We start from the raw sequence: 12,146 nt of genomic DNA, 5'->3' as shown, positions 1-12,146 counted from the left end.
CTTTGCGTCATGATTGCAATTTTCAAAAAGTATAAGGCAAAAAGGATCCACGTTTCTCAACTGGGTCCTTTTTGTTTTCTACCCACCTTCAAAATTGCTTCAAATTTTAAAACGAATCTTGCAGCTGTATGAAAGTACTGCTCATTGAAGATAATATAGAGCTGGCTGCCAGCATCACCAATTTCCTTGAAAAAGAAGGATATCTGTGTGAGGTAAGCTACACCAGCAATGACGCGCACAATAAATTAATCTCATTTCAATACGACTGCATCCTGCTCGATATCACTTTGCCGGATGGAAATGGTCTTGACCTCTTACAACTGATCCATGCCGAAAAGCTCGACAGCTGTGTGGTCATCATCTCCGCAAAGAATTCACTGGATGACAAGATCAATGGACTGGAGGGAGGTGCCGACGACTATCTGACTAAGCCGTTCCACCTTCCTGAATTACACGCAAGACTAAGAGCAGTATACCGAAGGAAGAAACTACAAGGCAGTAATATTGTCACTTATAATGAGATCCGGCTGAATACAGATACACTGGAAGCGTTGGTGAATGATACAGCACTCGACGTAACCCCCAAAGAGTTCGACCTGTTGTTGTATTTCCTTGTCAATAAGAACAGAGTACTTTCCAGGCAATCAATAGCAGCACACCTGTGGGGTGATTATACCGACAACCTTTCCAATTTTGATTTTGTGTATCAGCACGTGAAAAACTTACGTAAAAAGATTCATGCAGCAAATGGAGGTGATTACATCAACACAGTGTACGGATTAGGCTATAAGTTCAATACAACCGCATCATAACAAAGGTCATGAAACTCGTCAACAAATTTACTTTATGGTATCTATGTATCACGCTGGCCGCAATGCTGGCAGGTATAGGCATTGCCTACTATAAGGTGAAAGCAGAGATAGATGAGGCGGAAATAAGCCGTCTGAAGGTCTACAATGACCTCATGGCCCAGACTATGCGCAACGGTGTGAGCCCGGATACTTATCTCCGTGGCAGACCCGCCGAAATCAAAATGCTGAATAAAAACGAAGTGCCTGTAAATAAGTATGAAGTGTACGAACATACCTTCTACAACACGCTGCTTAAACACAGGGAATGTCGCCTGACGGTTACCTCTTATTATAATATAAATGGCACCTACTATAGTATCTGCTCCTATAATTATATTACGAAGGCAAACGAAATTCTTACAGGACTGGCCAGCTCCTTTATCTGGATCTTCTCCATCCTGTTCCTGCTCACAGCATTGTCTGCCAGGTTCGTATCCCGTATCATTCTGGCACCATTCAACAGAACGCTGAAAAAAATACAGCGCTTTAATGTAAAACAGAAACAAAGACTTTCATTGCCGGTACCCAATGCCAAAGAGCTGAAAGCCCTCAATAGTTTCTTAAATAACATGACAGACAAAGCACTGGATGACTACCGTGCACTGAAAGAGTTTACAGAGAACGCCTCCCATGAATTGCAGACTCCACTGGCTATATTGCGCAGCAAACTGGAACTGCTCACAGAATCATACCTGCATGGCAAAGACGTAGACACCGTCATGTCACTCATCAGTGATATGCAGAATGCCATCGAGAAATTATCAAGGATCAATAGCTCCCTGACACTGCTGGCCAAAATGGAGAATAATGAATATGATGATAAACGCACCATATCCTTCTCCGGCCTTGTAACAGAAACATTAAACAGCTTTTCGGAATTGCTGGATATGAAATCCATTTCATTGTCCTCCAATATATATAAAGGTATCGCACTTCAGCTGCACCCCGCCCTTGCAGACATTCTCCTGGGCAACCTGATGAGCAATGCCATCCGTCATAATATCGCTAATGGAAAGATAACCGTCGACCTCACCAGGGAAAAATTTGTGATCAGTAATACAGGTGTCACTCCTGAAGTCCCTACCAGTGAACTCTTCCACCGCTTCAAAAAAGGCAACAGAAGAAGTGATTCCATCGGTATTGGCCTTGCAATCGTAAAACAGATCTGCGATCTCAACCACTTTACCATCCAGTACGACTATGCCCATGGATGGCACATTATTCAAATTATTTTCGATGAATCAATAAGTACTTTAAAGTCAGCGACCGCCGGGGAAGTGCTCACACCACGTCCCAAACTCCTACATTGAAGTACTATGGTCTAATGTTCAATTATCATGCAAAGAAAAAAACTCGTCTGTCTCTTTCTCCTGCTCCTGTACGGACCAGCGAAGATGGCGCACGCACAGGTGTTGACGCTAAAGGATGCAGTGCAGACTGCCCTCGCCAACTACGGGACCATCAAGGCTAAAGCCAACTACTTAAAAGCGTCCCAGTCAACAGCGCAATCCGTGAAGCGGGAATACCTGCCTAACGTGAACGTGGCCGGACAGCAGGATTACGGTACTATCAACGGTATCTATGGTCCCTCCTACGGTTTGAATGGTCTTGCCGTGGCATCCTCAGGTCCTACCCTGGCACAGAACAACTGGAACTCCGCTTTTGGTGGATTGTACCTGGCCAATGTAAACTGGGATTTTTTCTCCTTTGGTCGTATCAAGGAAAAGATCAAAACCGCGCAGGCTACTGTTCAGAGAGATTCTGCAGACCTGACACAGGAAAAATTTCAGCACGAAGTAAGGGTAGCTGCCGCTTATCTGAACCTACTCGCTGCACAACGCCTCACCCGTAGCTGGAAGAACAACCTTGACAGGGCGGATACCTTCCGCGCTGTAGTCGTGACACGTGTGACCAATGGGCTTATTGCCGGCGTAGATTCCTCTCTCGCCAATGCAGAAGTATCCAATGCACGTATCGCCTATACAAATGCAAAAGACAATGAGCAGACACAGGCCAACAACCTGGCAGTGCTCATGGGAGTGCCGGTACAGGAGTTCATACTCGATACAGTGTTCATCAAGCAGATCCCTTCTTCTGTTGCAGATTCTGCAGACATCGCGAACAACCCTACCCTGAAGTACTATGAGCAACAACTCAGGGTGAACCAGGAACAGGCTAAGTATTTGCAAAGACTATACTACCCAACCTTCTCCTTCTTCGGTACGATGCAAACGAGAGGTTCCGGGTTTGGTACCAACTACGCCGCAGATCAGTCAGATTATACACATGCTTACTGGGATGGTGTGAAGCCCAGCCGTAGCAACTATCTGCTGGGTATCGGCGTAACATGGAACTTAACTTCTATACTCAGGGTCAATAAACAGGTATCTGCCCAGCAATTTACTGCATCAGGTATACAGGATCAATATGATCTCGTAAAGCAACAGCTCACCGCGCAGTTAAAACTGTCAGAAACCAGGATGAAGAATGCACTGAACAATTACATGGAAGCGCCTATCCAGGTAGCATCAGCATCTGATGCTTACAACCAGCGCACTGTATTGTACAAAAACGGGCTGAATACGATCGTGGATGTGACACAGGTGTTATACACACTGAACCGTGCAGAAACAGACCGTGACATCGCGTACACGAACGTATGGCAGGCATTGCTCCTGAAAGCAGCCGCCAGTGGTAATTTTTCTCTTTTCATAAATGAATTCTAATTAGATGAACCTGATAAGATCAGCATTACGCAAACCCATCACCATCCTGGTGATCGTGGCCGCCCTGTTCTTCTTCGGCGTAGGCGCGGTTAGGACCATCAAGGTGGATATCTTTCCAAAGCTGGACCTTCCGGTGATGTATATATCGCACCCGTTTGGTGGTTACACACCTACCCAGATGGAAGCATTCTTTGGTAAACAATATGTAAACATCCTCCTCTATGTAAATGGTATCAAAACCATAGAGACGAAAAATATACAGGGTCTCTCACTCCTGAAAGTGAGTTTTTATCCGGGTACTAACATGGCACAGGCACAGGCGGAGCTCGCAGCCTTCTGTAACCGGGCCCAGGCCATCTTTCCACCTGGGTCGCAACCGCCATTTATTCTTCGCTTTGACGCCTCTACCCTGCCTGTAGGTAACCTGGTATTGAGCAGCGACAAGCGTAATAACAACGAACTGCTGGACCTCGCAAATACTTATGTGCGTTCGTCCTTTACACAGATCCCAGGTCTGTTGTCCGCCCCTCCTTTTGGTGGTAATATCCGTACCGTGGTGATCAAAGTGGATCCTACTTTGCTCCGCTCTCACAATATGACACCTGACCAGGTAGTTGAAGCCCTTCGCCTCAACAACCAGGTGTCTCCTTCCGGTAACGTGCGTATAGGTGATAAGAACTTTATCACCCCCGTAAACACGACCATCCATACTATAAAAGATTTCGAAGACATTCCGCTCTTCAGAGGTGGTGCACAAACACTCTTCCTTCGCGACGTTGCGACGGTAGAAGATGGTGCGGACATCACTGCCGGTTATGCACTGGTAAACGGCCGTCGTTCTATCTACCTCTCCGTAGCAAAGAATGGTGACGCCTCTACATGGGATGTGGTACAAAAACTGAAAGCAGCTATTCCAAGATTCCAGGCACAGTTGCCAGATGATGTAAAGCTGTCTTTTGAGTTTGACCAGTCCGTATATGTGATCAACGCTGTAAAGAGTCTGATCAGTGAAGGTACAATTGGTGCAGTGCTCACTGGTCTGATGGTATTACTCTTCCTGGGTGATCCACGCGGTGCACTCATTGTAATCCTCACGATTCCCACCTCTATCATTGCGGCAGTACTCTGTCTCAAGTTAGCAGGGCAGACGATCAACATTATGACACTGAGTGGGCTTGCGCTGGCCATCGGTATATTGGTGGATGAAAGCACGGTGACGATAGAAAACATACACCAGCACCTGGATATGGGTAAGCCGAAGGGCCTCGCGATCTGGGATGCGTGTAAGGAGATCGCCTTCCCGAAACTCCTCATCCTCTTCTGTATTCTAGCCGTGTTTGCACCAGCATTTACCATGGGTGGTATCCCAGGTTCATTGTTCCTGCCACTGGCGCTTGCGATTGGTTTTGCGATGATCGTTTCTTACTTCCTGGCGCAGACCTTTGTACCTGTAATGGCCAACTGGCTTATGAAAGAACATGGTCATGGCACTCCACAGGATTACAAACCTGATGGTCTGGAAGAAGATACATGGGATGAAAAGAAAATGCTTGTTGAACATCCGCATGGTGGTCACGATGCACCGCTGACTAAATTCGATAAATTCCGTAACCGCTTTATGCGTTTCATGGAGCGTATCTTCCCGGCGCGTAAGCTGATTGTTACCGTATATATTATTGGCGGTCTGGGTCTGGTTGTATTGTTACTGAACCACATTGGTCGTGATGTATTGCCACATAGTAATGGTGGTCAGTTCCAGCTTCGTTTGCGGGCACCGGATGGTACCCGTGCCGAAGTAACAGAAGCTAAAACACTGAAGACGATCAATATGATCAGAGACCTGGTGGGTCCTGAGAATGTGTCTATCACCTCTGCTTATATCGGTCAGCACCCGGGTCTCTTCTCTACTGCACCTATCTACCTGTGGATGGCAGGTCCGCAGGAAGCAGTTATCCAGGTAGCCCTGAAAGAAGAGTATAAAACGAACATAGATGAACTGAAAGATAAGATCAGGGCAAAACTGAAACAGGTAGAGCCAGATGTGAAGCCATCATTCGAACCAATTGAACTGACTGAAAAGATCCTGAGCCAGGGTTCACCTACCCCGATCGAGGTACGGTTCTCCGGCAGAAACAGGAAACAGGCGGAACAATATGCAAATAAAATGATCGCGCGTCTGAAAGAAATTCCTTTCCTCCGCGACGTACAACTGGGACAATCTACCAAGTATCCTTCCCTGAAGATAGAGATTGACCGTTTAAGAGCATCGCAACTGGGTATTGACCTGGCGACCATCTCCCGTACCATCACGGCTTCTACATCATCTTCCCGCTATACAGAGAAAAACGTATGGGTAGATGAAAAGCAGAACCTGAGCTACAACGTACAGGTAGAGATCCCGGAAAATAAAATGACAGACATTCATGCCATCGAGGAATTACCATTACTGCCAAACAGTGCACGCCCGGTATTAGGCGATGTAGCGACCATCACACCTGATACCACACTGGGTGAAGCAGATAACCTTGGTGCGATGCCTACCCTGTCAGTAACAGCCAACCTCAATAACATTGACCTGGGTACTGCGACTACAGAGGTGAACAAAGCGATCAAATCACTGGGCGAAATGCCCCGTGGTCTGAACGTAGACCTGATAGGTCTGACATCAACGCTGACAGATACGCTGGATAGTTTGCAGAATGGTTTGGTAATAGCGATCATCGTGATCTTCCTGATGCTGGCGGCCAACTTCCAGTCCTTCAAGGTATCGGCGGTGGTACTGGCTTCCGTACCTGCAGTACTATTAGGTTCGCTCTCCCTGCTTATAATAACAGGTTCAACGCTGAACCTTCAGTCCTATATGGGTATCATCATGTCAGTGGGTGTATCGATATCCAACGCGGTATTGATGGTCACGAATGCAGAGCAGTTACGCCGTCATAATGGCGATGCATTGCTCTCTGCAAAAGAAGCTGTTGCACTGCGTCTGCGTCCGATCCTGATGACGAGTTTGGCGATGGTGGCGGGTATGATCCCGATGGCGAGTGGCCTGGGTGAAACCGGTGACCAGACATCTCCGCTGGGTCGTGCGGTAATTGGTGGTTTGATAGCCTCTACCTTTAGCACCCTCTTCTTACTACCACTGGTATTCGCATGGGCACAGGGTAAGGCAAGCACTAAGTCCGTATCACTGGATCCGGAAGATAAAGAAAGTAAAAACTATGTACCATCCTTGTATGAATAGTCATATGAAAAAGAATATAATAATATTACTGTGCAGCTTACCCGCGATGCTGCTGTTGAACAGTTGCGGACACACAAAAGGTGAATCAGAAAAAGAAAGTGCCGCAACTGAAGCTCCGGCTACACCAGTAGTAGCCATTCAGAAAGGAAAGCTCTCATCTACCCTGAAGCTGCCGGGTGAGCTGATTGCTTTTCAGCAGGTAGATATCTATGCAAAGGTGAGCAGCTTTGTAAAGAAGCTGAATGTGGATGTAGGCTCCGAAGTAAACACCGGCGATCTGCTGGTGACCATGGAAGCACCTGAAATGACGGCTCAGCTGAATGCGGCTGATTCCCGGCTGAAATCACAGGAGGCGATTTACCTGGCCAGTAAAGCGAATTATGATCGTTTATATACGACCAGTCTTACACCAGGTACAGTGTCTAAAAACGACCTGGATCAGGCAAAGGCGAAGATGAATTCAGACCTTGCTAACCTGGAAGCAGCCAAGTCTTCTTACAGAGAAGTGTCTGATACCAGAAATTACCTGGAGATCCGTGCACCATTTGCAGGTATCATTACGGCGCGTAATGTGAGTGCGGGTGCGTATGTAGGTCCTACCGGTAAAGGTTCTGAATTACCTATCGTAACATTGCAGGAACAGCGAAAACTGCGTCTCGTTATCTCAGTGCCTGAGTCTTACACCAGCTATCTGGGTAGCAACAGTGAAGTGAATTTCACAGTAAAAGCGTTCCAGGGTAAGCAGTTCACCGCTAAGGTGAACCGTCTGGCTGGTGCGCTGGATGCAAGACTGCGTTCACAGCGTATAGAAATGGATGTGACCAATAATGACAAGAAGTTGTTGCCGGGTATGATTGCAGAAGTGAACATCCCGATGAATACAGCGGATAGCGCTTTTATTCTGCCTAAGACAGCGGTGGTGAATTCTACAGTGCAGGTGTTTGTAGTGAAGGTAGAAAATAACAAGGCGGTACATGTACCGGTATCTACGGGTCGTGAAGTAGATGGTAAGATAGAGGTGTTTGGCGATCTGAAGGCAGGTGATATTATTGTGGCGACAGCGACAGAAGAGAACAGGGATGGTCAGGAAATAAAGAAGACAGAATTACAGAAGGATAAATAATTAGATAGGTACCGATTGGTTAAGATGACTATAAAGGAATAAATACTCAACAGGTTAAGATATTGATAAACGGAAACCATCGGGGAATAATAGAAAGAATATAAGGAACGAAAGACCGGAAAAAGCATCGGAAAGGGAAGCATCTCAATTGAGATGCTTCCTTTTTTTGAATGAATCAATCGGGATAAAAAAGAGGGTGCCCCGAAAAATCGGCGCACCCTCTTTTTACTAAAAGTAAAAATTTACTGAATCACTATCTTCTTCGTATAACTCTTCCTGCCATTTGTGATAATCACCACATACACCCCGGCAGGCAAATCCTTCACCTCCAGCGCAATCCTGGCCGCATTATCTTTCCGCTCTGCCACCACTTTCTTATTCACATCTACAACTGACACATATACCGGTTCCTTCCCATCATACTTACCCACATTCACTGTCAGCATACCACCTTTCAATACAGGATTCGGATATACCGTCACATCTGCACTCTCTTTTTCTGCCGCCGCTGTAGTCACCGCTTCTACTTTTACTGAACTTACCTTGTCATTCCAGGTGCTTACATCCAGCAATGATACATCTGATGTAAGTACCAGGGATGCACCGGAGAAATTGTCATCTGCATAAAGAGTCACCTTATAACCAGCTGTTACTTTTACAGATGTAATGTCGTCATTGATAGCACCATATGCTTTTAAAGCCGTCAGGTTATAACTACCAACTGGCAATGAGATACCATAACCGCCATAATTGATGTCCTGGTACATGTACGCAGCGATCGTCACTGGTGCATATGTGATTGGAAAATCAATCTGTGCCTGGTTAAATTGGCTTTCGTACGTGGAATTCCAGCCGAATGCGGTGGTCGCCTGTGATTTCAGACTTACGCCAGCCGCAGCGCTCCAAAAATGAATAAACTCACCCATGTTTAGTGAACGGGCATAATCGCTACCGCTCTTTGGGAAATAAGAAGATAATAATACAAAATACCTGTTCAGTACTTTGCTGCCACCATACTGGCTGTAAATAGGGTAAAACCAATCGCGGAACCAATGTGTACCGGCAACAGGGAAGTTGTCAGTCGTATTGGTAAATGTGGTATAAACTCTGGCCGCATCGCTGGTCATACCCAGACCATTGTATACGTCGTAGATGTAGATTTCCGCCCACTTGCTATCTCCCCATATGCCGAATGCAGGAGAGTTATGCGCATTTTTGGAATCACCTTCTACGATATGACCTACTTCGTGTGTGAGCAGGTCATGATCGCCGCCAGAGGCACTTGTCCATGGACCAGGACCTACGTCCGCCACGTCGCGGTTGTCATGACTGGCATCGAAATAACCGGAAGGATGCCCACCACTGTACTTGTTGGTATGGAGTACGGCAAATAAATGCGGATCGGAGCCAAACCAGCCATAGGTCTTCCTGGTGTACCGCCATACATCGCCCATGTACTGGTAGGGCCAGGTAACAGCAGTGCTTACGTCACTGTCGTAATACACAGCGACATCGTTGTCGTAAAATACCCGTGTCAATAATTGATTGTGCTCAAACCAGTGCTCCTGCCAGGTAGCAGGTGGCGTCTGTGCTTCTACCCGGTTAAAGGCTGAGCAGCCCATCAATAAAAGCGCATACAGTACTTTTCTTTTCATGGTTATTGTTTATAAGGGGGTGATAAAAAATTCGTGGAAACACAGGACCGGTCATATGCGCAATGACCGGTCCTGTAAGGATACCTTTTACAGTATCAGGACCTGTTTTGTAAATATCTGATTGCCATAGGTGATCACAACTACATACATCCCGGGGACCAGGTTACCAGTGGAAATACTAACGCGGGCAGTTCCCGCTTTCTTATTAATTAAAGTTCGTTGATAGATATCTTTTACGAATACCTGCAAGGGGGTTTTTCCGTCATATCCTGCTACGTTTATGGTCAGTTCGGTACCCTTGCTGACAGGATTGGGGTATACGACCAATACCTTTTCGGTTTTCAAACTTACCACACTATCTGCACTTGCTGCTATTCTTGCAGTGGATACCTCTCCCCATGAGAAGGCTTCCCATCCCTGCGGATACGTTCTGCTACAGGTCATCTCTGCCGAACCATTTTCAGAAGAAACATACAACGCATTACTACTTCTTAATGATACTGTACCATTATCATTTACTATCCAGTCAAATTTCTCCCAATCCTGCGCTGTCGCCCTGTTACAATTCATAGACGTTGTACCATCTTCAGAAGAAACAAAATACCCACCATTATTGAGGGTCACTTTGCCATTTCCGCCATCACCTATCAGGAACTGGTTCCAGCTTTGTACCACCGTAGCATTGCAATACATCGGATTCACATTGCCTTTGGAACTTACGTACTGACCGTTATTTCCCTGTAACCACACCGTTTGCCCTATAGGCGCTGCGCTGCTCACTTCTCCCCAGGAGAAAGCTTCCCACCCACTAGCGGTAGGCCGGTTGCAGGTCATAGCCTGTGTACCGTTTTCAGAAGAAACGTACAACCCATTGCTGGCTTTTAAAAAGATCGTTCCATCTGTATTTACGATCCAGTCGAACTTTTCCCATCCCTGGTATACATTCCGATTGCACGTCATCGCCTGTGTACCGTTTTCGGAGGAGACAAACAGTGCACTGTTCCTCAATGCTACCTTGCCATTTCCGGCATCTACTACGTAGAATTTATTATAGGTGCCTACTGAGTTACTATCACACCATATTGCACCGCTGCCCCCTCTGGAACTCACGTATTTCCCATTAAAGCCTTTCAGCCAGATCGTTTTGCCGACAGGCCCGTTGGCAGCTTGTCCGGGAGCTACGGCGGCAATTGTGTTTGTGTTTTTGATATTATTAGCAAATTTGATGTTGTTCAGCACAGCAGCCATATTACCCGCGCCATCCAGTACAGAAGGGCCTGTGAGTCTTAGCAGTGCAGCGTTTTCACCAGCCGTGAGTCGTTTGTACGTCCAGTGACACCAGCCTACACCGATACTGTTCATAGCAGCGATATTGGCGGAGAGCCAGTCGTTGCTGTTTTCCCCGGTTTCGCCTACCCATACAGGTACATTGTAGGTATTTCTCCAGGCAACGATATTGGCGAGGTCAGAAATCTGGTTAGGATCGGTGTTACCTACAGTAACGTCGGTGGAATTCCAGTAACGGTGGGAGTTATACACGAGGTTAGCGGGGTTGGTAAAAGTATACGGCTGCATACTGCCATAGTTATTACCATAGCCGTTCCCTTCTACCATGAGGAGGTGGGTATCGCCTTCGGCACGCACCGCGTTGATCAGTCTTTCGAAAATGTCATGTACGGTTGTGTTGCTGGGTACCTTGTGAGGTTCATTGATCAGGTCATAAAAAGCCACGCCATCGTTATTAATGTAATGGCGGGAAAGCGCCTGCCATAAACGAACGGTCATGTTGCCATAGATGGCCTGGTTGTACAGGTCATTGCCGACAAAGCCATCGTTGATGTTGTGGTCCAGGCCTTGTGAGCCGGGGGCGGCGTGGAGATCGAGGATGACGTACATGTTGTTGGCAGCCGTCCATTTCAGCAGACTGTCTGCCAACCGGAAACCTTCGGTGTTCGTGTCTGTGAACAGGGTATTGTTGTTATACCATGTGGTGAGTGCACTGATGTACGTGGATACAGAACTGGCGCTGGCATTGGCATGGATCACTTTCAGGCGTTCTGCCCTCTGGGCAGCCGTGAGAAAGAGTTCGTAGTGCATGGGGAGCCGCACACAGTTAAAACCGAGGGAGGCGATGTAATCGATGTCGGCTTTGGTGATAAAATTGTCACGCCAGGACTGGTAGAAGGCTTCTACCTGGGCATCGGTTTGCCCCTGGTCGTAAAGATACTTTTTGACGGACCACTGAGGGCCATCGCCGCCTTCTTTCATCATATAGCCTTCTTGAAGGAGCCAGGCACCGAGGCCGACGCCTTTCAGGATCACTTCCTGGTTGGAGGCGTTGACGATTCGTTTGCCATCGGCATGGAGGCGGGAAAGTTGGGCGGTGGCTGGTGTTAGCTTCAGACATGCTAACAGACAGACCATAACGAGAAAGGAATGCTGTACACGGCGGAGTAGCCCGTACAACCGGTCTTTGTAATGGATCATCATAGAGGGTTTGTTAAATGGTTTTTTGAATAAAAAATGGTACAGCGCTTAGGTCAGATA

7 protein-coding genes are annotated in these 12,146 nt (G+C 46.9%); 5 read left to right on the top strand and 2 right to left on the bottom strand.

Going from position 1 to position 12,146, the window contains the following annotated elements; genetic code table 11:
- Positions 1-128 precede the first annotated feature (128 nt).
- Genes QQL36_RS16805 through QQL36_RS16785 form a run of 5 tightly spaced genes read left to right on the top strand, consistent with a single transcriptional unit; the run spans position 129 to position 7,944 of the window.
- On the top strand, positions 129-812 hold the full coding sequence (locus QQL36_RS16805; protein WP_083727224.1) for a response regulator transcription factor: 684 nt from the start codon (positions 129-131) through the stop codon (positions 810-812).
- Between the two features lie 8 nt (positions 813-820).
- Positions 821-2,161 carry a sensor histidine kinase gene (locus tag QQL36_RS16800; protein ID WP_321570363.1) on the top strand — a complete coding sequence of 447 codons (1,341 nt, stop codon included), beginning with the start codon at positions 821-823 and terminating at the stop codon, positions 2,159-2,161.
- Between the two features lie 27 nt (positions 2,162-2,188).
- A complete protein-coding gene (locus QQL36_RS16795; RefSeq protein WP_321570362.1) occupies positions 2,189-3,577 on the top strand; it encodes a TolC family protein in 1,389 nt (462 codons plus the stop codon).
- A gap of 4 nt (positions 3,578-3,581) precedes the next feature.
- Positions 3,582-6,821, top strand: a complete 3,240-nt coding sequence (locus QQL36_RS16790) for an efflux RND transporter permease subunit (protein ID WP_083727230.1) — start codon at positions 3,582-3,584, stop codon at positions 6,819-6,821.
- Positions 6,822-6,825: 4 nt separating this feature from the next.
- Complete coding sequence (locus QQL36_RS16785) at positions 6,826-7,944, top strand: efflux RND transporter periplasmic adaptor subunit (RefSeq protein ID WP_235643943.1); 1,119 nt, start codon at positions 6,826-6,828, stop codon at positions 7,942-7,944.
- Between the two features lie 242 nt (positions 7,945-8,186).
- On the opposite strand, the gene QQL36_RS16780 is transcribed toward QQL36_RS16785, so the two are convergent.
- Both QQL36_RS16780 and QQL36_RS16775 read right to left on the bottom strand, forming a co-directional pair.
- Positions 8,187-9,599: a T9SS type A sorting domain-containing protein gene (locus QQL36_RS16780; protein ID WP_321570361.1), complete on the bottom strand. Its 1,413-nt coding sequence runs from the start codon at positions 9,597-9,599 to the stop codon at positions 8,187-8,189.
- A gap of 87 nt (positions 9,600-9,686) precedes the next feature.
- The gene (locus tag QQL36_RS16775; RefSeq protein ID WP_321570360.1) at positions 9,687-12,089 is read right to left on the bottom strand and encodes a cellulase family glycosylhydrolase; all 2,403 of its coding nucleotides are present in this window, start codon (positions 12,087-12,089) and stop codon (positions 9,687-9,689) included.
- Positions 12,090-12,146 lie beyond the last annotated feature (57 nt).

The organism is Chitinophaga sp. LS1 (assembly GCF_034274695.1).
Lineage (GTDB): Bacteria > Bacteroidota > Bacteroidia > Chitinophagales > Chitinophagaceae > Chitinophaga.
This window is presented reverse-complemented; position numbering and strand designations above follow the sequence as displayed.

Bases quoted from the DNA above. Each gene is read 5' to 3' on its own strand.
- QQL36_RS16785 (WP_235643943.1), top strand. From the start codon at position 6,826: ATGAAAAAGAATATAATAATATTACTGTGCAGCTTACCCGCGATGCTG.
- QQL36_RS16805 (WP_083727224.1), top strand. From the start codon at position 129: ATGAAAGTACTGCTCATTGAAGATAATATAGAGCTGGCTGCCAGCATC.
- QQL36_RS16780 (WP_321570361.1), bottom strand. From the start codon at position 9,599: ATGAAAAGAAAAGTACTGTATGCGCTTTTATTGATGGGCTGCTCAGCC.
- QQL36_RS16800 (WP_321570363.1), top strand. From the start codon at position 821: ATGAAACTCGTCAACAAATTTACTTTATGGTATCTATGTATCACGCTG.
- QQL36_RS16790 (WP_083727230.1), top strand. From the start codon at position 3,582: ATGAACCTGATAAGATCAGCATTACGCAAACCCATCACCATCCTGGTG.
- QQL36_RS16795 (WP_321570362.1), top strand. From the start codon at position 2,189: ATGCAAAGAAAAAAACTCGTCTGTCTCTTTCTCCTGCTCCTGTACGGA.
- QQL36_RS16775 (WP_321570360.1), bottom strand. From the start codon at position 12,089: ATGATGATCCATTACAAAGACCGGTTGTACGGGCTACTCCGCCGTGTA.